Below are 21148 nucleotides of genomic sequence, written 5' to 3'. Positions count from 1 at the left end.
GGCGTGGGGGCTCTGGACTTCAATGCTTGGCGTCGGCGGCGGGAGCGCTGGCCGCACCCTGGGCGCCCTGCGGGGCTTCGCGCACTAGGCTGCCCGCGCGCAGGTTCTGCGCGCCTTCCACCACCACGCGCGCGCCGGGCTGCACGCCGTCGATGACGGCGGCGCTGGCCGTGGAGATCTGCACCTTGACCGGCACCGGCTTGACGCGGTTGTCCGGTCCCACGACGTAGACGAAGCGGCCTTCCGGACCGGTCACCACCGCCTGCGGCGGCACCGACAGCGCGCCCTTGAGGGTCTGCACCACGGCATCCACGTTGGCGTAGGTGCCCGGCCACAGGCGCTGCTCCTCGTTGTCGAACTGCGCCTTGATGCGGATGCTGCCGTACTGCGGATCGACCGAGTTGTCCACGAAGCTGATCTTGCCGGTCACCGGGGTCTTGCTGCCGTCGTTGGGCATGGCGGTGACGGCCACCGGCCCCGCGTGCAGCGCCTCGCGCAGCGCCGCGAGCTGGCGCTCGGGCAGCGTGAAGGTGACGGCGATGGGCTGGATCTGGGCGATGGTGACCAGCGGCAGCGTGCTGGTGGGCGTCACCAGCGAGCCCGGGAACATATTGATGACGCCGGTGCGCCCGGCGATGGTGGCGCGGATGGCGCCGTAGCTGACCGCCACGCGGGTGGCCTCGATGGCAGCCTGGTCGGCGCGGATGGTGGCCTCGAAGCCGTCGACCTTGGCCTGGGCGGTGTCCACCGCGCTCTTGGAGATGAAATTGCGCTGGAGCAGCTCCTGGCTGCGCGCCAGCGTGCGGCGGGCATCGGACAGGTCGGCCTGGTCGCGCACCAGCTGGGCCTGCGCCTTGGCCAGGTTGGCCTCGTCCATGCGGGTGTCCAGCGTGAACAGCAGATCACCCGGCTTGACCGACTGGCCTTCCTTGATGTGCACGGCGCGCACGGTGCTCGACACCTGCGGGCGCACTTCCACGGTGGACAGCGCGCTGACCGTTCCGTTAGCGCTCACTTGCAGCGGAACGTCGCCCTGCTGGACCACGGCCGTGCTGACCACGACCGCGGCAGGCGCCTTGGCGGCCGGCTTGGGGGCCATCCAGGTACGCCAGCCGAACCAGCCGCCGGCCACCAGCGCGGCCAGCACCGCGATCAGCAGCCACGGAGAAACCCGTCCCTTGCCGGTTCCCATGGCCGGACTCCATTTACCGTCGACGAAGCCCTTGGCCTGGTCGATGCCGTTCGTTTTCATGTGAGGACTCTCTTACAGTGCGCGCTTCAGGCGCCGCTCCCCGACGGCCCGGCTTCTTGGAACCGGTGCCGACTCGCGACAAAACGCTACTAGTACAGGATCGGGGCCGCCAGCGGCTAGTGGCGCGGCCGCCGGAACGATTACAACGTATTACAGCGCGGCACCGTCCGATACTTGTATCGAGAGCCAAACATTAGCAGAAAAGCAAGGCGCGGCGGCCATTCTGCATTCCGAAAGCCTGATATCGATGCTGGCCCGCGCGCGGATGCGCGGGCGGCCATCCCTGCCGCGGGCTGGCGGCGCCTGCGGCTCAGGCCTGCCGCACCGCGTTCCAGCGGCGGCCCAGGGCCCGCGCGCGCTGCGACACCGCGAGCGCCAGCAGCATCAGCGCGGCGGCGCCCCAGTGCAGGGCGTCGGCGCCGGCGGTGGCGTAGATCGCCGCGCCGCCCATGGCGCCGAGCGCCTGGCCGAGGTAGATCGAGGAAGAGTTCAGCGAGATCGAGGCGGAGGCGCGCTCCGGCGCCAGCGCCACCAGCCGCGCCTGCTGCGCGCTGTTGGTGGCGAAGCCGCCCACGCCCCACAGCATGAAGATCAGCACCAGCGCCACCGGGCCGATGGTGGCCAGCGGCCACAGCAGCATGGCCGCCAGCGAGGTCAGCATGGCAAGCTGGACGATGCGCGCGGGCGTGGCGCGGTCCATGCGGGCGGCGGCCAGCACGTTGCCGGCCACGCCGCAGGCGCCGTAGGCCAGGAACATCAGGCTCAGCGCGGCGCCGCTGATGCCGTGCACGTCGCGCAGCAGCGGAGCGATATAGGTAAACAGCGTAAACATGCCGGCCGACTGGATCATGGTGGTGGCCACCACCAGCACCATCGGCGTGTGCCGCAGCACCGCGCTCCAGGCGGCGCGCCCGACCGGCGCCACGTACAGCCGCGGCGGCAGCGCCCGCCACACGGCCAGCGCCGCGGCCAGCGCCATCGCGCCCACCAGCGCCATGCTGAAGCGCCAGCCCGCCGTGCTGGCGATCCAGGTGCCCAGCGGCACGCCGACCACGCTGGCCACGCTCCAGCCCAGGAACACGAAACTGATGGCGCGCCCGCGCGTGTGCGCATTGACCAGCAGCGGCAGCGTGGCGGCGGCCTGCGGCGTGTAGATGGCCGCGCCCACGGCGGTCATGAAGCGGATCGCCATCAGGCTGGCGAAGCCCGGCGCCAGCGCGGCGGCCAGGTGCATGGCGGCGTAGGCCAGCAGCGCGCCGGCCAGCAGCAGGCGGCGGTCGATGCGCGAGCCGAGCGTGGCGAACAGCGGCGCGCCCACGCAGGTGGCCAGCGCGAAGACCGAGATCAGCTGCCCGGCGGTGCCCGCGCCCAGGCCGAAATCGCCGGCGATGTCGTTGAGCATGCCGGTGACGATCATCGCGCCGGTGCCGATGACGAAATTGCCGAAGCACAGCGTCAGGAGCCTGGGATCCATGGCGGCCGGCGCCGCCAGGCGCCGGGAGGGAAAGGGAAGACGGACGAAAGCGCGGCCGGGCCGCGCGCGGTGCCGCGAGTGTAGCGGGTTTGCCCGGTTCGCGTTTCGGAGCGCGAACGGCGGGCAAGGGCGGGGAAGAAACGGGGCGGCGCGCCGCCCCCAGGCAAGCCTCAGCGCGAGAGCGCGGGCGTCAGCGCCTTGGGATTGGCGATGCTGTCGTGCTTGCCGGCCAGCACGTCGAGGATGTTCTGGAAGGCGATGCGGAAATACAGCTCGTAGCTCTCGCGCTCCACGTAGCCCAGGTGCGGCGTGCAGATGCAGTTTTCCATGCGCAGCAGGGCGTGGCCCTGCAGGATGGGCTCGGACTCGAACACGTCGACCGCCGCCATGCCGGGGCGCCCGCGGTTGAGCGCGGTCAGCAGGGCGTTTTCCTCGACCAGCTCGGCGCGGCTGGTGTTGACGAACAGCGCGGTCGGCTTCATGCGGGTAAGGTCGGCCAGCTTGACCAGGCCGCGGGTCTCGTCGTTCAGGCGCAGGTGCAGCGACAGCACGTCGCTGTCGGCAAACAGCTGCTCCTGCGACTCGGCGACGGCCAGGCCGTCCTCGCGCGCGCTCTTCTGCGAGTTCTCGCGGCCCCACACCAGCACGTTCATGCCGAAGGCGCGGCCGTAGCCGGCCAGCAGCTTGCCGATCTTGCCGTAGCCCCAGATGCCCAGGGTCTGCCCGCGCAGCACCTGGCCCAGGCCGAAGTTGGGCGGCATGGTGGTGGACTTGAGCCCGGACTGCTGCCAGGCGCCGTGCTTGAGGCTGGCCACGTACTGGGGAATGCGGCGCTGGGCCGCCATGATCAGGGCCCAGGTGAGCTCGGCCGGCGCCACCGGCGAGCCGGCGCCTTCGAGCACCGCCACGCCGCGCTCCGTGCAGGCCTCGATGTCGATGTGCCCGCCCACGCGGCCGGTCTGGCTGACGATCTTGAGCTTGGGGAGCTTTTCCAGCAACTGGCGGGTGATGCGCGAGCGCTCGCGGATCAGCACCACGGCTTCCACGTCCGACAGCCGCGCCGCGAGCTGGCCCACGCCCTTGACGGTGTTGTTGAACACCTTGACGTCGTGGCCGTCGAGCAGGCTGAAGCAGGACAGCTTGCGGACCGCGTCCTGGTAATCGTCGAGTACGGCAATCTTCATCGGCAACTCTATTTTGGCAATGGCTAAGGTGCGCGCGCCCACAGACCTGCGTGCGCATCCACTGTATGGTTTTACCACCTGCGGCGCGATACCGCAGCCGCGGCGGCGTGCGGCGCAGCCACTTTGGCGAGCGGCAAATGTGCGCTGCCCGATAGTCTGGCAGCACAATGCGACAAGGCCCACGCGGCAGCGCCCGCAGCGCGCCGCCGGTGCCCCGGCATTGCTGCGGAGCAAAAAACAGCGGCGCGGTGCAATGGTATCCTTGCCGGCTCCGATGCCCCCCGGAGCGCCGGTCGAGCCATGCTCCCGCCTTCCGGATCGCGCCGGACAAAGCCGGCCGTGGCCCTGCCGCGGGCAAAGCGCAACTGTAGCGCAGCCGCGGGGCCAGCCGGCACCTTTTACGCGCCCGCGGCCGCCGTGGAGTTGTAACGGGATGTGACGATGCTGGCCCGGCCGCCGACACCGGCCGCCATGTGGCAAGGAAAGCGCGCAAGGCACGCAAAGAATTCTTTTACGCTTTGGAGTAGCTGTATGAACCACCCCACCATGCAGGGCACGCCCGCACTCAACGTTCCAGCCTGGGTCAAGCACCAGAAGCTGGTCGCCTGGGTCGCGGAGATCGCGGCGCTGACCAAACCCGACAACATCCACTGGTGCGACGGCTCGCAGGAAGAGTACGACCGCCTGTGCGAGCAGATGGTCGCCGCCGGCACCATGAAGCGCCTGAACCCGGCCAAGCGCAAGAACTCTTTCCTGGCGCTGTCCGATCCGTCGGACGTGGCGCGCGTGGAAGACCGCACTTTCATCTGCTCGCAGAAGCAGGAAGACGCCGGCGCCACCAACAACTGGACCGCCCCGGCCGAGATGCGCCAGACGCTGTCGGGCCTGTTCGACGGCTGCATGCGCGGGCGCACGCTGTACGTGGTGCCGTTCTCGATGGGCCCGCTGGGCTCGCCAATCGCCCACATCGGCGTGGAGCTGTCCGATTCGCCGTACGTGGCCGTCAACATGCGCATCATGACGCGCATGGGCCGCGCGGTGTCAGACGTGCTCGGCACCGACGGCGCGTTCGTGCCGTGCGTGCACAGCGTGGGCAAGCCGCTGGCCGCCGGCGAGAAGGACGTGCCGTGGCCGTGCAACGCCACCAAGTACATCGTCCACTTCCCGGAAACGCGCGAGATCTGGTCCTACGGCTCGGGCTACGGCGGCAACGCGCTGCTGGGCAAGAAGTGCTTCGCGCTGCGCATCGCGTCCACCATGGGCCGCGACGAGGGCTGGCTCGCCGAGCACATGCTGATCCTCGGCGTGACCTCGCCCGAGGGCAAGAAGTACCACGTGGCGGCGGCCTTCCCGTCGGCCTGCGGCAAGACCAACTTCGCCATGCTGATCCCGCCCAAGGGCTTCGAGGGCTGGAAGGTCACCACCATCGGCGACGACATCGCCTGGATCAAGCCGGGCCAGGACGGCCGCCTGTACGCCATCAACCCGGAAGCCGGCTACTTCGGCGTGGCCCCGGGCACCAGCGAGAAGACCAACTTCAACGCGATGGCCACGCTCAAGGAAAACGTCATCTTCACCAACGTGGCGCTGACCGACGACGGCGACGTGTGGTGGGAAGGCATGAGCAAGGAGGCCCCGGCCCACCTGATCGACTGGCAGGGCAAGGACTGGACCCCGGAAATCGCCAAGGCCACCGGCGCCAAGGCCGCGCACCCCAACGCACGCTTCACCGCGCCGGCCGTGCAGTGCCCGTCCATCGACGAGAACTGGGACAACCCCGCCGGCGTGGCCATCGACGCGTTCATCTTCGGCGGCCGCCGCTCCACCACGGTGCCGCTGGTGACCGAGGCGCGCAACTGGACCGAAGGCGTCTACATGGCCGCCACCATGGGCTCGGAAACCACCGCCGCGGCCGCCGGCCAGCAAGGCGTGGTGCGCCGCGACCCGTTCGCCATGCTGCCGTTCTGCGGCTACAACATGAGCGACTACTTCGGCCACTGGCTGGCGCTGGGCAAGAAGCTCGAGGCCGCCGGCGCGACGCTGCCCCGGATCTACTGCGTGAACTGGTTCCGCAAGGACGCCGACGGCAATTTCGTGTGGCCGGGCTTCGGCGAGAACATGCGCGTGCTGTCGTGGATGATCGACCGCGTCGAAGGCCGCGGCCAGGGCGCCGAGCACGTGTTCGGCACCTCGCCGCGCTACCAGGACCTGAACTGGAACGGCGTCGCCTTCACCGAGGCGCAGTTCGAGCAGGTCACCTCGATCGACCATGCCGCGTGGAAGCAGGAGCTGGCGCTGCACGACGAGCTGTTCACCCAGCTCAGGCACAACCTGCCGCAGGCGCTGGCTGACACCAAGGCCGCGCTGGCCAAGCGCCTGGCCGGCTAAGCCTTCGCACCCGGCCGCAAGGCATGAGCCCCCTGGAAACAGGGGGCTTTTTCTTTTTGCCCGCCCCGGCTTTCCCGCGGCGGGCCGCCTATGCGCCGCCCGGGGACGCGTCCGCCGCGCCCGTGCCCAGCTGCTCCACCGCGTATTTCACCAGTTCGGCGCGCCCTTCGATGCCGAGCTTGCGGCGCAGGTTCAGGCGGTGCGTCTCGATGGTGCGCACCGACACGCCGAGCGCCGCGGCGATGTCCTTGTTGGCCTGCCCGCGGCCGATGCAGTTGAGGATGTCGCGCTCGCGCGGCGTGAGCGCGTCGAGCGGCCCCGCGGACGGCGATTCCTCGGCCATGCGGCGCGCGATGCGGGCGCTATAGAAGACGCGCCCGGCCAGCACCGCGGCGATGGCCGCCATCAGTTCGTCGGCCGGCGCGTCCTTGAGCACGTAGCCGCGCGCGCCGGCGCGGATGGCCTGGCGCACGTATTCCAGGTTGTCGTGCATCGACACCATCAGTACCGCGATCTCCGGGTAGTCGTCGTGCAGCGCGGCGGCCAGCGCGATGCCGCCCATGCCGCGCATGCCGATGTCGGTGATGACCAGCTCGGGCATCTGCTCGGGGCCGGCCTGGGCCAGCCAGGCCAGCGCGGCCTCGCCGTCGTCGGCCTCGCCCACCACGCTCAGCTCCGGCTGCAGGCCGAGCCGCATGCGCATGCCGTCGCGCACCAGCGCGTGATCGTCGATCAGCAGGACGCGGGCGGGGGCTGGGGTCATGATGCGGTCTTTCCTGGTACGTCCTGAGGTGGCGGGGCCGAGCGTACCACCGGCACGGCGGCGCGCAAACGGGTGGCGCCCGCGCGGGACTCGATCTCGAACTCGCCGCCCAGCGCGGCCACGCGCTCGCGCAGGTTGCGCAGGCCGATGCCGCGCTTGGGGTCGTGCTGCATGCGCGCCACGTCGAAGCCGGCGCCGTCGTCCTGCACCGTCAGGCGGGTGGCGTCGGCGCCGAAGTCCAGCGCCAGCGCCACGTGGCGCGCGTGCGCATGGCGCTCCACATTGGTCAGCGCTTCCTGGGCGATGCGGAACAGCGCGGTGGCCTGCTCGTCGGGCAGTTCGCGCGGCTCGCCGGTGCGCGTGACGGCGATGCGCAGGCCGCTGCCTTCCTGCATCTCGCGCGCCAGGTGCTCCAGCGCCGCGTACAGGCCGAGATCGTCGAGCAGCGCGGGCCGCAGGTTGCGCGCCACGCGCCGCACTTCGTTGAACACGGTGTCCAGTCGCCCCAGCGCCGTGCCGAGCACCGGCGCCACGGTGACGCCGTCGCCGGGCGCCAGGCGCAGGCGGTTGGCGGCGGTTTCCAGCAGCAGCTTGACCGACACCAGCAGCTGGCTGATGCCGTCGTGCAGCTCGCGCGACAGCCGCGCGCGCTCGTCTTCCTGCGACTGCACCACGCGCTGCGCGAGCTGGCGCAGCTTGGCGTCCGCCTCGCGGTGCTCGCTCACGTTGAGGGCCAGCCCGCTGGCGGCCACCAGCAGAATGCTGACGCCGGCGATCACGCCGATCCACGCCATGGTCTCGCGGATGTCGGTCTCGGCGCGCGCGTCGAGCTGGCGCAGGGTGCGCTCGACGTCATCCAGGTAGATGCCGGTGCCCAGCATCCAGTTCCATTGCGGCACCCCGACCACATAGCCGAGCTTGGGCGCCATCTGCTGCGACGAAGGCTTCTTCCACATGTAGCGCACCGAGCCGCCGCCGGCGCGTGCCGCCGCGATCAGCTGCTGGATGGTGAGCGCGCCCTTGGGGTCGCGCAGGCTCCACAGGTCCTGCCCCACCAGTTCGGGCTGGCGCGGGTGCATCAGGTTGCGGCCCTGCATGTCGTAGAGGAAGAAGTAGCCGTCGGGGCCGTAGTCCAGGCGCGCCAGCGCCTGCATGGCGGCGTCGCGGGTGGCGGCGTCGTCGCGGCCCGAGCGCACCATCGGCGCGATCGCGCTTTGCGCCAGCTCGACGTAGTGGCGCAGCTCGGTTTCCTTGCTCTGCAGGTAGGCCGCCTCGACCAGCGCGCGCTCGTGGCGGGCCAGCGCGGTGGCCTGGTAGCGCACCGCCAGCGCGATGCCGAACATGGCGACGGCCAGCGGCGCGACGGCCAGCAGGAGGATCTTCTGACGGAGTTTCATCGGTGCCGGGGCAATGCTTGGATGGTGCCTGGACGGCCTCGCGGCCATGTACCGGGGTAAACACGGATGACGCGCAAGCGGCATCCGGCCGTGGATCTGCGTAGTACTACGCAGTGCCGCTGCGTAGTTCCGCGCTTGTGCCGCCAGGGACGGGTGTCAATACTACACGCCGGACGCGCGACGGCTGCCTGGCAGCCCGATGCATGCGTCCTGCGCAGCGGGTGCGGCCGGCGATCGGATGATCAGCCGGCGGCATCGCCCGCCTGCGACGACCAGATCCGGAGCTTGCGAGACTTGCCGGGCGCCGACGAAAAACCTGGCAGGAGACAACCGCGCCATCCCATCGTCAGCCCGCCGTCCCCGGCGCGCCCCGTCCACCCGGACGCCCCAGCCGCGCCATCCCACGCATGCCCGGCCTGCCGCCGCCGGCATTCCTATAAATGGTCTGAGGAGACCCTCATCATGAATCGCATCGGGCAACACCTGGTGTGGCTGGCCGTCGCCGTGCTCGGCGCCTTTGCCTTCGCCACCGTTGCACTGTCTCGCGGCGAAGCCGTCAGTGCCCTGTGGATCGTGGTCGCCGCGATCTGCATCTACCTGATCGCCTACCGCTACTACAGCAAGTTCATCGCCGACAAGGTCATGCAGCTCGACCCGAGACGCATGACGCCGGCCTGGCGCCACAACGACGGGCTGGACTACGTGCCGACCAACAAGGCGGTGCTGTTCGGCCACCATTTCGCCGCCATCGCCGGCGCCGGCCCGCTGGTGGGCCCGGTGCTGGCCGCGCAGATGGGCTACATGCCCGGCATGCTGTGGATCCTGGCCGGCGTGGTGTTCGCCGGGGCGGTGCAGGACTTCATGGTGCTGTTCATCTCCACGCGCCGCGACGGCCGCTCGCTGGGCGACCTGATCAAGTCCGAGATGGGCACGGTGCCCGGCATGATCGCGCTGTTCGGCTGCTTCATGATCATGATCATCATCCTGGCGGTGCTGGCGCTGATCGTGGTGAAGGCGCTGGCCGGCTCGCCGTGGGGCACCTTCACCGTGGGCGTGACGATTCCCATCGCCATCTTCATGGGCCTGTACACGCGCTACATCCGCCCGGGCCGCATCGGCGAGGTGTCGGTGATCGGCTTCGTGCTGCTGATGCTGGCCATCATCGGCGGCCAGTACGTGCACGAGAGCGCCGCGCTGGCGCCGCTGTTCACGTACGACGGCAAGGCGCTGACCTGGATGCTGATCGTCTACGGCTTCATCGCCGCGGTGCTGCCGGTGTGGTTGCTGCTGGCCCCGCGCGACTACCTGTCGACCTTCCTCAAGATCGGCACCATCATCGCGCTGGCCATCGGCATCGTGATCGTGGCGCCGGAGCTGAAGATGCCGGCGTTCACGCAGTTCGCGCAGGGCGGCGGGCCGGTGTGGTCGGGCAACCTGTTCCCGTTCCTGTTCATCACCATCGCCTGCGGCGCGGTGTCGGGCTTCCACGCGCTGATCTCGTCGGGCACCACGCCCAAGCTGCTGGAAAACGAATCGCACATGCGCTTCATCGGCTACGGCGCGATGCTGGCCGAATCCTTCGTCGCCATCATGGCGCTGGTGGCCGCCTCGGTGATCGAGCCGGGCGTGTACTTCGCCATGAACAGCCCGGCCGCCGTGATCGGCACCTCGCCGGAAGCGGTGGCGGCCGTGGTATCGGGCTGGGGCTTCGTGATCACCCCCGACGTGCTGATCCAGACCGCCAAGGACGTCGGCGAGAACAGCATCATCTCGCGTGCCGGTGGCGCGCCGACGCTGGCGGTGGGCATCGCCCATATCCTGCACCAGGTGGTGGGCGGCCAGGCCATGATGGCCTTCTGGTACCACTTCGCCATCCTGTTCGAGGCGCTGTTCATCCTGACCGCGGTGGACGCGGGCACGCGCGCCGGCCGCTTCATGCTGCAGGACCTGCTGGGCAGCTTCGTGCCGGCCTTCCGCCGCACCGATTCGCTGCCGGCCAACCTGATCGCCACCGCGCTGTGCGTGGCGGCATGGGGCTACTTCCTGTACCAGGGCGTGGTCGATCCGCTGGGCGGCATCAACACGCTGTGGCCGCTGTTCGGCATCTCCAACCAGATGCTGGCCGCGGTGGCGCTGGTGCTGGGCACCTGCGTGCTGGTCAAGATGAAGCGCGGCCAGTACGCCTGGGTCACGCTGGTGCCCACCGTGTGGCTGCTGATCTGCACGCTGACCGCCGGCTGGCAGAAGCTGTTCGATGCCGATCCCAAGGTCAGCTTCCTGACCCACGCCGGCAAGTTCAGCGACGCCATCGCCGCGGGCAAGGTGCTGGCGCCGGCCAAGTCGATGGAGCAGATGCACCGCATCGTGTTCAACGACTACCTGGATGCCGGGCTGTGCGCGCTGTTCATGTTCGTGGTGCTGTCGATCGTCTTCTACGGCTTCAAGACCGCGCTGGCCGCGCGCGCCGCGAACCGCCCGACCGACCGCGAGACGCCGTTCGAGCCGCTGCCCGCGGCCGCCTCGGCGCAGCAGTGAGTACGCCCCGGACCCGCTTGCGCCACCGCACAGGAGAATCGTCATGCTCGAACAACTTGGCACCATGGGCCGCTACCTGGGCCAGTCCCTGCGCCTGATGGTGGGGCTGCCGGACTACCAGACCTACGTGGCGCACATGGAGAGCACCCACCCCGACCGCGCGCCGATGAGCTACGAGGAATTCTTCCGCGAGCGCCAGGAAGCGCGCTATGGCGGGGGGCAGGGCAAGTGCTGCTGAAGCACGGGATCGTGCGCTGCGGGGCGCGCGATCCGGCGGCAAGCCATGCTCGATGATGTTTGAAAAGGGCCGCTGCGAAAGCGGCCCTTTTTACGTTTCCACAGCGGTTACAGCGCCTTACACGTGGTTACAGCAAGGTCGGGGCGACCTCTCTACACTTGCGACAAAAGTTGATAACAGTTGATAAACCAAGGAAGAAGAACATGTCTCGGCACACCGTTCGCCATTTCACCCTGGCCATCGCCCTGGCGGCCTCCGCGCTGCCGGTGTTCGCGGGCGATATGAACAATGCCCTCGGCGGCGCGCTCGGCGGCGTGGCCGGCGCGGCGGTCGGCGGCGCGCTCGGCGGCTCGACCGGCGCGGTGATCGGCGGCGCGGTGGGCGGCGGCGCCGGCGGCGCGGTCACCTCCAACCACCGCGAGCGCACCGGCGCCATCATCGGCGGCGCGCTTGGCGGCGGCGCCGGCACGGCGGCCGGCAATGCCATGGGCGGCCGCACCGGCGGCCTGCTGGGCGCGGCCGTGGGGGGCGGCGCCGGCGCGGCGCTGGGCGGCAACGTGTCGCGCAGCAACTCCTACGCCGACGAGCGTGGCCGCGGCGGCTACAAGCGCAGGCACAACAAGCGCCATCACCACGACTGAGCTGCGGCGCGCCGCAGCGGCAGGACGGAAACGGGCCCCACGGGGCCCGTTTTTCATGGAGCGGAAACATCCGATGGGAGGCGCGGAAAAAACGGCCGGCGGGCTGCCGCGCGAAAGCTATCATTCATCACTTGCACGCAGCGTGGCGGCTATCGGCGATGGCGGCGATGGCGGCGATTTGCGAAGCCCGAAAGCAAACATGCCCGTACCGGCAGGGTACGGGCATGCTCTCCAAATCGATGCGGGGCAAGCGCTTGCGCGTTCGCTCCGCCGGCCTGTGGAGATCAGCCGGAAACGGCAGGCACCGCGAGCCGCGGCCCCGCCGGCACACGAGCGGCTTCAGATGCCGTCGGTAAAGCTGTCGAACTTGCCGGCCTTGGCGCCGTCGGTGAACGGATCGAACTTGCCGAGCTTGGCGCCATCGGTGTACGGGTCGAATTTGCCGGCGCGGGCGCCATCGGTGAAGCTGTCGAACTTGCCGGCCTTGGCACCGTCGGTGAACGTATCGAACTTGCCGGGCTTGGCGAAGGCGGGGGCGGCCGAGAGGGCGGCGGCGAGCGTGGCGGCAACAGCGAGCAGGGCGTAGCGGCGGGTTTTCATGATCGTTCCTTTCCACAGGCGGGACGCCAGGCTCTTTTCAGCAGCTTCGCTGCAATGCGGCATCCGATGACTTGATATTAGGCATTTCCCTCATATGAATAAATATCGTTGCGGGCAATGATTAGTTCTAGTTTTCACAATAAATACCCCACTATCCGTAAGAGTTCGCGGGCAAGACTGGAGACTATCTCATGGACCGGCTGCAATCGATGCGCGTCTTTTCCAAAGTGGTCGAGCTGGGCAGCTTCGCCCGTGCAGCGCAACAACTGGAGATGTCCAATGCGGTGGTGACGCGCTACGTGGCGGACCTGGAGAGCCATCTGGGCACCCGGCTGCTCAACCGCACCACTCGCAGCCTGTCGCTCACGGATGCCGGCGAGACCTATCTCCAGCGCTGCCAGCAGATCCTCGAGGACGTGGAAGAGGCCGAGTCCGTGGTGACCGCGCGCAGCCAGTCGCTATCGGGCACGCTGCGGCTGGTGACGCCGGTGATGTTCGGCCTGCACCTGCTGCCCGAGGCGATGATGCGCTTCCAGGCCATGTACCCGGACGTGGTGTTCGACGTGCAGCTCTCGGACCGCATCGTCGATATCGTGGAAGAGGGCCGCGACGTGGGCGTGGTGCTGTCGGACCTGGGGCTGGGCTCGCACCTGGTGGCGCGGCCGATGCTCTCGGCGGAGATCATCCTGTGCGCGTCGCCCGGCTACCTGCGCCAGCACCCGCCGCTGCGCCATGCGCACGAGCTGACCAACCACCGCTGCATCGCGATGCGGATTCCCACCGTGGAGCACGAGTGGACGCTGTCGGGCCCGGAGGGCGAGGTGACGGTGCCGATCCGGCCCGGCCTGCTGTGCAGCAATGCCGAGCTGGCGCACCAGGCGGCGCTGGCCGACATGGGCGTGGCGATGCTGTCGTCGTACCTGGCGCGGCCCAATATCGAAGCGGGGCGGCTGACCCATATCCTGCCGCAGTACCAGCTGCCGCGGCGCGACATCAGCGTGGTCTACCCCAGCCGCAAGTTCCTGCCGACCAAGGTGCGCGCGTTCATCGATTTCCTGCTTGAAGAGGGTATCCAGCGCGGCAAGGAACAAGGCTAGCGGGGCGGCCGGCAGCGGGGCGGCAAGCCGGCGCGCTGCCGGCCGCCGCGCGCGCCTGCCTACTCTTCCGCGTCGGCCGTGGCTTCGCCGCCGGCGCGCGACTTGCCGGTGGCGCGCTTGGCCGCCGGCGCCTTGGCGGCTGCCTTCCTGGCGGCCGGCGCCTTCTTGGCCGCTACCTTCGCCGCCGCCTTCGCCGGAACCTTGGCCGTCTTTTCCGCGGCCTGCGCTTCGTCGCCGCCGGCCTTGGCCGCGGCGGTCTTCGCCGCGGCGCCCTTGGCGCCGGCCTTGGGCTCGCGCGCCTCGAACTCGAAGCCGATCTTGCCGTCCGGCTGCTTGACCAGGAAGGCCTTGAAGTTGCGCCCGGTGCGCGAGGACTTGAAGCCGGTCAGCAGGTCGGTGCGGCCTTCGCCCAGCAGCTTGCCGATCTGCTCGCGCGAGATCTCCTGCTGCAGGATGATCTTGCCGGTGGTGAAGTCGCAGGTCTTCGGGCTGGCCACGGCGTTCTCGCACACATACTTCATGCCGTGCTCGTACACCGCGCCCGCGCACTTGGGACAGGCGCCGACCGCTTCCTGACCGCTGAAGTCGATCGGCTCGCCGTCGTTGTCGTCGTCGTTCTGGCCGAAGTCGAATTCCATCTTGTAGTGGCCTTCGTCGTCCTTGGCCAGCTTGAGGATGGCGGCGAAGGGGCGGCCCATCTTGCTGCGGAAACCCTGCAGCGGACCGATCTCCTTCTTGAGCAGCAGCTCTTCCACCTCGTCGATCTCGAACTGGCGCCCGCCCGGGATCTTGCTGATGGAGAAGTCGCACGCGGTGCAGGCAAAGCGGCGGTAGTTCTCCTTGACCTGGCTGCCGCACTGCGGGCACGGCGTGTGCAGCGTGGCGTAGTCGCCCGGAATGGTGTCGCTGTCGTATTCCTTGGCGCGCTTGACGATCTGCTGGGTCATCTGCGCGATCTCGCGCATGAACTCGTCGCGCTTGAGGCCGCCGCGCTCGATCTGCGACAGCTTGTGCTCCCATTCGCCGGTCAGCTCGGCCTGGGTCAGTTCCTGCACGCCCAGGCCGCGCAGCAGCGTCATCAGCTGGAAGGCCTTGGCGGTGGGGATCAGCTCGCGGCCTTCGCGCACCAGGTATTTCTCGGCCAGCAGGCCTTCGATGATGGCCGCGCGCGTGGCCGGCGTGCCCAGGCCCTTGCCGGCCATGGCTTCGCGCAGCGCGTCGTCGTCCACCAGCTTGCCGGCGCCTTCCATGGCGGACAGCAGCGTGGCTTCGTTGTAGCGCGCGGGCGGCTTGGTGGTCAGGCCGACGCCGTCGACCTTGTCGACCTTGACGCGCTCGTCCTTGGCCACCGCCACCAGGTTGGCCTCGGCGCCCTGGGCCTCGCGCCCGTAGACCACCAGCCAGCCGGGGTTGACCAGCACCTTGCCTTCGGTCTTGAAGTGATGGCCGGCCACCTCGGTCACGCGCGTGGTGACCAGGAATTCGGCGGCCGGGAAGAACACCGCGAGGAAGCGGCGCACCACCAGGTCGTACAGCTTCTGCTCGGGCTCGGACAGGTTCTTGGGCGCCTGCAGCGTCGGGATGATGGCGAAGTGGTCGCTGATCTTGCTGTTGTCGAAGATCTTCTTGTTCGGCTTGACCCAGCCGCTGGCCAGCACCTTCTTGGCGTGCGGCAGGTAGTTCGGCGAGCTTTCGGCCAGCATGTCCATGGTCTGCTTGACCGTGTCCATGTAGTCCTCGGGCAGCGCGCGCGCGTCGGTACGCGGGTAGGTCAGCACCTTGTGCTTTTCGTACAGCGCCTGCGCCAGGCCGAGCGTGTTCTTGGCCGAGAAGCCGAAGCGCGAGTTGGCCTCGCGCTGCAGCGTGGTCAGGTCGAACAGGGCCGGCGACTGCTGCGTGGAAGGCTTGGATTCCTCGGTGACGGTGCCGGTCTTGTCGCGGCAGGCCGCCACGATGCTCTTGGCCTCGGCCTCGCTCCACAGGCGCGAATCGCGCGCCTCGGGATCGAACTCGTTCTTCTTGAACTTGGGATCGAACCAGCGGCCTTCGTACAGGCCCGCGGCGGCGATGAACTCGGCGCGCACTTCCCAGTAGTCGCGCGGGACGAATTTCTTGATCTTCTCCTCGCGCTCCACCACGATCGACAGCGTCGGCGTCTGCACCCGGCCCACGGTGGTCAGGAAGAAGCCGCCGCCCTTGCTGTTGAAGGCCGTCATGGCGCGCGTGCCGTTGATGCCCACCAGCCAGTCGGCCTCGGAGCGGCAGCGCGCGGCGTCGGCCAGCGGCAGCATGTCGGCGTCGTCGCGCAGGCGGGCGAAGCCGTCGCGGATGGCCTGCGGCGTCATCGACTGCAGCCACAGGCGCTGCACCGGCTGGCGGGCCTTGGCCTGCTGCTGGATCAGGCGGAAGATCAGTTCGCCCTCGCGCCCCGCGTCGCAGGCGTTCACCAGGCCGGTGACGTCCTTGCGCTTGATCAGGCGGTTGAGCACCTTGAGCCGCGACTCGGTCTTGGGAATCGGGCGCAGGTCGAAATGGGGCGGGATCACCGGCAGGTTGGCGAAGCTCCACTTGCCCCGCTTGACCTCGTATTCGTCCGGGGCGGCAATCTCCACCAGGTGGCCGACGGCCGACGAAAGCACGTATTCGTCACTTTCGAAGTATTCGTCATGCTTGGTAAAGCCCCCGAGGGCACGGGCGATATCGGCCGCAACCGATGGCTTTTCCGCGATGATGAGGGCTTTTGACATGGATCGGTCCTTGCTGGCCGCGCGCTGGCGGCCTGCGAATTATTGCCACTGAAGGCTCTGCACTATATGTAAACAGCGAGCCGGGGGCTTTGAGGCGCCAATAATAAGCGCGGTTCCGACGGCGGTGCAAGCCGGCCCCGCCGGCGCTGCCCTCAATCGGTGCCGCCTCCGCCCCGCAGCCACGCCAGCACGTCGGGGATTTCGGCATCCGCCGGCAGCGTCATGGCGCCGCCACGCGCCAGCATACGCTCCAGCACCTCGATATGCGGCAACAGCGTGCCGTAGAACTGCGGCGCGCCGCCGTCCGCCGGCTGTACCAGCACGGTCGGGAAATTCTCGATGTCGAGGTCGCCCAGGCGGTCGGCGTGGGTCTCGATGTCGATCCAGACGAAGCAGTCATCCGGGAAACGCGCCGCCAGCGCCTGCAGCGCCTCCAGGTAGTCCCGGCAAGTGCCGCACCAGGCAGCGCACAGGCAGGCCACCAGGCGGCCCTGCGCACGCGCTGCCAGCGCCTGGGCCAGCTCGCCCGCATTGTGCTCCGGAAAGTAAACGGTCATGGCAGCCTAAACATGAGCCTTTTCAGGCACGGGAATCGTTTGATTGTAGCGGGCGGCGGGAAAACCGTTCGGCGCGCCCGCAGCGCGCTCAGACCAGCCGCCGGTAGAGATTGCCCGGCAGGCGCTCCACCGTCCCCTCCAGTTCCAGCGCCAGCAGCGCGGCCGCCACCTGCTCGGGCGGCAGCGCGGCGCGGGCGCACAGGACATCGAGCGCGACCGGGTCGTGCGCGAGCGCCGCGCCGAGCAGGTCGTCCGCCCGCGGCGCCGGGGGCGGGGCCGTCCGCGGCGCGGCGCCGGCAGCGATGCCGAGCTCCTCCAGCACGTCCTGCGCGGTCTCCACCAGCTTGGCGCCTTGCCGGATCAGCAGGTGGCAGCCCTTGGACAGCGGCGCGTGGATCGAGCCGGGCATGGCGTAGACCTCGCGGCCGAGCTCGGCGGCCAGGCGCGCGGTGATCAGCGAGCCCGAGCGCGCCGCCGCCTCCACCACCAGCACGCCGCGCACCAGCGCCGCGATGATGCGGTTGCGCTGCGGGAAATGCTGGCTGCGCGGCGCGGTGCCGAGCGGGAACTCGCTGACGAGGGCGCCGGCCTCGGCGATGCGGTGCGCCAGCGCGCGGTGGCGCGCGGGATAGACCACGTCGATGCCGGTGCCGATCACCGCCACGGTGCCGCCCGGGCCGGCGAGCGCGCCGTCATGGGCGGCGCCGTCGATGCCCAGCGCCATGCCCGACACCACGGCCAGCCCGGCCTGCGACAGCGCGCCGGCAAAGCGCCGCGCATCCTCCACGCCCTGCAGGGTGGCGTTGCGCGCGCCCACCATGGCCACGCCGGCGCGGGCCAGCAGTTCCAGCCGGCCCTTGACGTACAGGACCGGCGGCGGATCGGCGAGATCGAGCAGCGCGCGCGGATAAGCCGCGTCGGCCAGCGTGAGCAGGTGGTTGCCGGGTTCCGCCGTCCACGCCACGGTGCGCTCGACCAGCGCCAGCGTGGCGGCGTCGGGCGGCGCCAGCAGGGCGTTGGCATGGCGCGCGGGAATGACGCGGGACAGCGCGGCGGCGTCCAGCGCGAACAGCCGCTGGGGCAGGCCGAACGCGGCCAGCAACTGCCGCACCGCGGCCTTGCCGATGCCGGGCACGCGGGTCAGCCGCAGCCAGGCCGCGATCTCGGCCGCATCGGTGGTACCGGCGGTACCGATGGCATCGGCCGTGGCGGCCGCCCGTACCGTCAACGCGGGGACGTGATGCGGTCGCCCACCTCGACCGCGTTCGAGGCATCGGTGACCAGGGCGTAGGCCACGCCGGGGAACACCCGGAACACGAAGGCCAGCCCGTAGCGCTCGTCGGGCAGCTGGACCGCGCGGTTGCCGTCGGTGGCGTCGCGCACCACCTGCCCGGCGCGCGACAGCGCCACCACGTGGCCCGGCTCCAGGCCCGCGGCGGTGCCGAGATTGAGCACCACCACCTGCTTGGCGCCGCCGAACTGTACGCCGCCGTAGACCCCCGCGATGCGGCCGTCGACCGGCACGTCCGGCGCATGCGGGATATAGCGCACCGGCTCGCGCGCGGGCTGGGGCATCAGCAGCGTGCCGGTGCCCATTTCCTGCTGGGCCTCGGTGACCTTCACCGTGGTGACGGCCTCGATGCCCTCGGGCGGGCGCGCAATCCGCACGTTGCCCTGGTATTCGGCCTCGAACGCCAGCACGCGGCCGCTCACCGGATCGCGGATCGGCTTGACCGGCTTGAAGGCCTGCCAGTCGCTGCCGACCACGGCCTCGGGCGGGGAAATGCCGCGCACGTAGGCGGTGTCGCCCATGCCGAGGTAGACGCGCGGCTCGGGCAGGGCAATGATGCGCGCGGAGGTGGCCAGCACGCCTTCGTCCACCACCTGCGGGCGGATCAGGAAGGGCTCGATGTCCTTGGCGGGAATGCTGGCGATGGCGCCGTCGGGCCCGCCGTCGCCGCGCATGCCGGGGGTGAGGCGGACCGTGTCGCCGTCGGCGGGCGTGGTGGAGAGCCAGGCGCGGCCGTCGCGCTGGATCAGGTACAGGACCTGGCCCGGGTAGATCAGGTGCGGGTTGCGGATCTGCTGCCGGTTCATGCCCCACAGTTCGGGCCAGCGCCACGGCTGGCGCAGGAAGCGCCCGGAGATGGCCCACAGCGTGTCGCCGCCGCGCACCACGTACTGGGAAGGCGCGCCGGCGGCGAGGTCGGCGGCGGGTATGCCCTGCTGCGCGGTAGCCAGGGCCTGCGCCTGCTGGGCCGGCGTGACGACAAGCCCGGTGGCCTGCGCTGCCGCTCCCGCGGCGGCAGTGACGCCAGCCGCACACAGCATCCAGCGGGCAAACGCGTACTGCCTGCGGCGCGGCGCCGCCTGGTGTTCTTTGGTAAGATCGCGCATTTTCTCGAACCGGCTGGCAGAACAGCCGGATTGACCCTGGAGAGCGTGCCTGCTGCGGCGCGCCTTGAATTTTTGTACTTGCGCCCCGATTCTGCATGTAAACACCCGTCGCCGCAACGCGGGCCACATGTGTGAGCAGTGGGCGTTGCGCCCCAGCATCATGGCCAAACTCGACATCCTGACCTACCCCGATCCCCGCCTGCATATCGTGGCAAAACCGGTTGCCGCGGTGGACGACCGCATCCGCCAGCTGGTGCAAGACATGGCCGAGACCATGTACGAAGCGCCCGGCATCGGCCTGGCCGCGACCCAGGTCAACGTGCACGAGCAGGTGGTGGTGATCGACATCTCCGAGACCCGCGACGAGTTGCGCGTGTTCATCAACCCGGAGATCGTCTGGGCCAGCGACAACCGCAAGGTATGGGAAGAAGGCTGCCTGTCGGTGCCCGAGGTCTATGACCGCGTTGAGCGCCCCGACCGCGTGCGCGTGCGCGCGCTCAACGAGAAGGGCGAGACCTTCGAGCTGGACGCCGACGAGCTGCTGGCGGTGTGCATCCAGCACGAGATGGACCACCTCAAGGGCAAGGTCTTCGTGGAATACCTGTCGCCGCTGAAGATCCAGCGCATCAAGTCCAAGCTGCACAAGCGCGAACGCGCGCGCATGTAGTTCCCGCCTGTCGCGGCGACGGCGGTGCCTGCCGCCGCGCCGCTCTGCTATCGTATTGCCTTCCCCATGATTCCCTCGCCGGCCGCTGACATGCGGCCGGTGCTGCTTTACGCCGGAGCGCTCCATGACAGACGTGTCCCGATCAGACGTGTCCCAACACGCCAGCCCCTCCGCGGCGCTGCGCGTCGCCTTCGCGGGCACGCCCGAGTTCGCGCGCGTGGCGCTGGCGGCCATCCACGAGGCCGGCTTCCCGGTGGTGGCGGTGCTCAGCCAGCCGGACCGCCCGGCCGGGCGCGGCCTGCAGCTGCAGGCCAGCCCGGTCAAGCAGTACGCGCTGGAGCACGGCCTGGAGCCGGTGCTGCAGCCGCGCTCCCTGCGCCGCCATGGCAAGTATCCCGAGGAGGCCGGCGCGGCCGTCGACACGCTGGCGCAGATCGCGCCGGACGTGATGGTGGTGGCCGCCTACGGCCTGATCCTGCCGGCGGAGGTACTGGCGCTGCCGCGCCTGGGCTGCCTCAACATCCACGGCTCGCTGCTGCCGCGCTGGCGCGGCGCGGCGCCGATCCACCGCGCCATCGAGGCCGGCGACAGCGAGACCGGCATCACGCTGATGCAGATGGACGAAGGCCTGGACACCGGCGACATGCTGACCCGGGAGGCGGTGCCGGTCGGCCCCCGCGACACCACCGCCACGCTGCACGACACGCTGGCCGCGCTGGGCGGCCGCATGGTGGTGGACTCGCTGCGCCGCCTGGCCGCGGGCGAGCGCCTGCCGGCCACGCCGCAGCCTGCCGAGGGCGTCACCTACGCCGAGAAGATCGGCAAGGACGAAGCCCCGCTGGACCTGCGCCGCGCCGCCACGGCGCTGGCCGCGCAGGTGCGCGCCTTCAATCCCTTCCCGGGCGCCACGCTGCAGATCGGCCCGACCGTCGTCAAGTGCTGGCAGGCCGAGGCGCTGCCTGGCCACGCCGCCGGTCATGCCGGCCACGAGCCGGGCACGGTGCTAGCAGCCGATGCCGCCGGCGTGGTGATCGCCTGCGGCGATGGCGCGCTGCGCGTGACCGAGCTGCAGAAGCCGGGCGGGCGCCGGCTGCCGGCCCAGCAGTTCCTGCAAGGCATGCCGCTGCCGCCGGGCACGCGCTGCGCCTTGCCCGAAGCGGCGGCATAGTACCGCGCGCGATTCCGCCCACGACCCTATCGTTTCCCGCCAG

Annotated in this window: 17 protein-coding genes; 7 read left to right on the top strand and 10 right to left on the bottom strand. The window is 69.8% G+C overall.

Going from position 1 to position 21148, the window contains the following annotated elements:
* Window positions 1-19: 19 nt before the first annotated feature.
* The 3 genes from ACKI2N_RS19390 to ACKI2N_RS19380 all read right to left on the bottom strand — a co-directional run bounded on the left by ACKI2N_RS19390 (window position 20) and on the right by ACKI2N_RS19380 (window position 3910).
* Window positions 20-1252 carry an efflux RND transporter periplasmic adaptor subunit gene (locus tag ACKI2N_RS19390; RefSeq protein ID WP_420996996.1) on the bottom strand — a complete coding sequence of 411 codons (1233 nt, stop codon included), beginning with the start codon at window positions 1250-1252 and terminating at the stop codon, window positions 20-22.
* Between the two features lie 310 nt (window positions 1253-1562).
* On the bottom strand, window positions 1563-2726 hold the full coding sequence (locus ACKI2N_RS19385; RefSeq protein ID WP_420996995.1) for an MFS transporter: 1164 nt from the start codon (window positions 2724-2726) through the stop codon (window positions 1563-1565).
* 170 nt (window positions 2727-2896) lie between these two features.
* The gene (locus ACKI2N_RS19380; RefSeq protein ID WP_420996994.1) at window positions 2897-3910 is read right to left on the bottom strand and encodes a D-2-hydroxyacid dehydrogenase family protein; all 1014 of its coding nucleotides are present in this window, start codon (window positions 3908-3910) and stop codon (window positions 2897-2899) included.
* A 531-nt stretch (window positions 3911-4441) separates the two neighbouring features.
* On the opposite strand from ACKI2N_RS19380, the gene ACKI2N_RS19375 reads away from it, so the two are divergent.
* Window positions 4442-6298 (top strand): phosphoenolpyruvate carboxykinase (GTP), encoded by a 1857-nt coding sequence (locus ACKI2N_RS19375; RefSeq protein WP_420996993.1) that lies wholly within the window; start codon window positions 4442-4444, stop codon window positions 6296-6298.
* An 88-nt stretch (window positions 6299-6386) separates the two neighbouring features.
* On the opposite strand, the gene ACKI2N_RS19370 is transcribed toward ACKI2N_RS19375, so the two are convergent.
* Together ACKI2N_RS19370 and ACKI2N_RS19365 are read right to left on the bottom strand one after the other, a co-directional pair.
* Entirely contained in the window at window positions 6387-7061 is a 675-nt protein-coding gene (locus ACKI2N_RS19370) for a response regulator (protein ID WP_420996992.1), read from the bottom strand.
* Entirely contained in the window at window positions 7058-8458 is a 1401-nt protein-coding gene (locus tag ACKI2N_RS19365; protein WP_420996991.1) for a cache domain-containing protein, read from the bottom strand. Before ACKI2N_RS19365 ends, ACKI2N_RS19370 begins: the two co-directional genes overlap by 4 nt.
* A gap of 462 nt (window positions 8459-8920) precedes the next feature.
* Between ACKI2N_RS19365 and ACKI2N_RS19360 the strand changes: the two genes are divergently transcribed.
* The 3 genes from ACKI2N_RS19360 (at window position 8921) to ACKI2N_RS19350 (ending at window position 11872) form a co-directional block, all read left to right on the top strand.
* Window positions 8921-10993, top strand: coding sequence for a carbon starvation CstA family protein (locus ACKI2N_RS19360; protein WP_420996990.1), 2073 nt, complete (start codon window positions 8921-8923; stop codon window positions 10991-10993).
* A gap of 43 nt (window positions 10994-11036) precedes the next feature.
* Entirely contained in the window at window positions 11037-11231 is a 195-nt protein-coding gene (locus tag ACKI2N_RS19355; RefSeq protein ID WP_012354346.1) for a YbdD/YjiX family protein, read from the top strand.
* Between the two features lie 203 nt (window positions 11232-11434).
* Entirely contained in the window at window positions 11435-11872 is a 438-nt protein-coding gene (locus ACKI2N_RS19350; protein WP_420996989.1) for a hypothetical protein, read from the top strand.
* 339 nt (window positions 11873-12211) lie between these two features.
* Here the strand turns inward: ACKI2N_RS19350 and ACKI2N_RS19345 are convergent, their stop codons facing one another.
* Window positions 12212-12472 (bottom strand): hypothetical protein, encoded by a 261-nt coding sequence (locus ACKI2N_RS19345; RefSeq protein WP_420996988.1) that lies wholly within the window; start codon window positions 12470-12472, stop codon window positions 12212-12214.
* 191 nt (window positions 12473-12663) lie between these two features.
* On the opposite strand from ACKI2N_RS19345, the gene ACKI2N_RS19340 reads away from it, so the two are divergent.
* Window positions 12664-13569, top strand: a complete 906-nt coding sequence (locus ACKI2N_RS19340; RefSeq protein WP_420996987.1) for a LysR family transcriptional regulator — start codon at window positions 12664-12666, stop codon at window positions 13567-13569.
* 59 nt (window positions 13570-13628) lie between these two features.
* On the opposite strand, the gene ACKI2N_RS19335 is transcribed toward ACKI2N_RS19340, so the two are convergent.
* The 4 genes from ACKI2N_RS19335 to ACKI2N_RS19320 all read right to left on the bottom strand — a co-directional run bounded on the left by ACKI2N_RS19335 (window position 13629) and on the right by ACKI2N_RS19320 (window position 19270).
* Complete coding sequence (locus ACKI2N_RS19335; protein ID WP_420996986.1) at window positions 13629-16316, bottom strand: DNA topoisomerase III; 2688 nt, start codon at window positions 16314-16316, stop codon at window positions 13629-13631.
* A 152-nt stretch (window positions 16317-16468) separates the two neighbouring features.
* Window positions 16469-16873, bottom strand: a complete 405-nt coding sequence (locus ACKI2N_RS19330; protein ID WP_420996985.1) for a thioredoxin family protein — start codon at window positions 16871-16873, stop codon at window positions 16469-16471.
* 88 nt (window positions 16874-16961) lie between these two features.
* Window positions 16962-18101, bottom strand: coding sequence for a DNA-processing protein DprA (gene dprA, locus ACKI2N_RS19325; protein ID WP_420996984.1), 1140 nt, complete (start codon window positions 18099-18101; stop codon window positions 16962-16964).
* Window positions 18098-19270: a LysM peptidoglycan-binding domain-containing protein gene (locus ACKI2N_RS19320; RefSeq protein ID WP_420996983.1), complete on the bottom strand. Its 1173-nt coding sequence runs from the start codon at window positions 19268-19270 to the stop codon at window positions 18098-18100. The genes dprA and ACKI2N_RS19320 overlap by 4 nt, the downstream gene beginning before the upstream one ends.
* A gap of 160 nt (window positions 19271-19430) precedes the next feature.
* Between ACKI2N_RS19320 and def the strand changes: the two genes are divergently transcribed.
* Both def and fmt read left to right on the top strand, forming a co-directional pair.
* Window positions 19431-19937 (top strand): peptide deformylase, encoded by a 507-nt coding sequence (gene def / locus ACKI2N_RS19315; RefSeq protein ID WP_029044370.1) that lies wholly within the window; start codon window positions 19431-19433, stop codon window positions 19935-19937.
* Between the two features lie 124 nt (window positions 19938-20061).
* Complete coding sequence (gene fmt, locus ACKI2N_RS19310; protein ID WP_420996982.1) at window positions 20062-21105, top strand: methionyl-tRNA formyltransferase; 1044 nt, start codon at window positions 20062-20064, stop codon at window positions 21103-21105.
* Window positions 21106-21148: the final 43 nt, after the last annotated feature.

This window comes from Cupriavidus sp. 30B13 (assembly GCF_049059565.2).
In the GTDB taxonomy this organism is placed as follows: domain Bacteria; phylum Pseudomonadota; class Gammaproteobacteria; order Burkholderiales; family Burkholderiaceae; genus Cupriavidus.
The sequence above is the reverse complement of the archived record's forward strand: the minus strand, read 5'-3'. Positions and strand labels throughout refer to the sequence as shown.

Coding starts and splice junctions, on each gene's coding strand:
- ACKI2N_RS19390 (WP_420996996.1), bottom strand. CDS start 1,252: ATGAAAACGAACGGCATCGACCAGGCCAAGGGCTTCGTCGACGGTAAA.
- ACKI2N_RS19385 (WP_420996995.1), bottom strand. CDS start 2,726: ATGGATCCCAGGCTCCTGACGCTGTGCTTCGGCAATTTCGTCATCGGC.
- ACKI2N_RS19380 (WP_420996994.1), bottom strand. CDS start 3,910: ATGAAGATTGCCGTACTCGACGATTACCAGGACGCGGTCCGCAAGCTG.
- ACKI2N_RS19375 (WP_420996993.1), top strand. CDS start 4,442: ATGAACCACCCCACCATGCAGGGCACGCCCGCACTCAACGTTCCAGCC.
- ACKI2N_RS19370 (WP_420996992.1), bottom strand. CDS start 7,061: ATGACCCCAGCCCCCGCCCGCGTCCTGCTGATCGACGATCACGCGCTG.
- ACKI2N_RS19365 (WP_420996991.1), bottom strand. CDS start 8,458: ATGAAACTCCGTCAGAAGATCCTCCTGCTGGCCGTCGCGCCGCTGGCC.
- ACKI2N_RS19360 (WP_420996990.1), top strand. CDS start 8,921: ATGAATCGCATCGGGCAACACCTGGTGTGGCTGGCCGTCGCCGTGCTC.
- ACKI2N_RS19355 (WP_012354346.1), top strand. CDS start 11,037: ATGCTCGAACAACTTGGCACCATGGGCCGCTACCTGGGCCAGTCCCTG.
- ACKI2N_RS19350 (WP_420996989.1), top strand. CDS start 11,435: ATGTCTCGGCACACCGTTCGCCATTTCACCCTGGCCATCGCCCTGGCG.
- ACKI2N_RS19345 (WP_420996988.1), bottom strand. CDS start 12,472: ATGAAAACCCGCCGCTACGCCCTGCTCGCTGTTGCCGCCACGCTCGCC.
- ACKI2N_RS19340 (WP_420996987.1), top strand. CDS start 12,664: ATGGACCGGCTGCAATCGATGCGCGTCTTTTCCAAAGTGGTCGAGCTG.
- ACKI2N_RS19335 (WP_420996986.1), bottom strand. CDS start 16,316: ATGTCAAAAGCCCTCATCATCGCGGAAAAGCCATCGGTTGCGGCCGAT.
- ACKI2N_RS19330 (WP_420996985.1), bottom strand. CDS start 16,873: ATGACCGTTTACTTTCCGGAGCACAATGCGGGCGAGCTGGCCCAGGCG.
- ACKI2N_RS19320 (WP_420996983.1), bottom strand. CDS start 19,270: ATGCGCGATCTTACCAAAGAACACCAGGCGGCGCCGCGCCGCAGGCAG.
- def (WP_029044370.1), top strand. CDS start 19,431: ATGGCCAAACTCGACATCCTGACCTACCCCGATCCCCGCCTGCATATC.
- fmt (WP_420996982.1), top strand. CDS start 20,062: ATGACAGACGTGTCCCGATCAGACGTGTCCCAACACGCCAGCCCCTCC.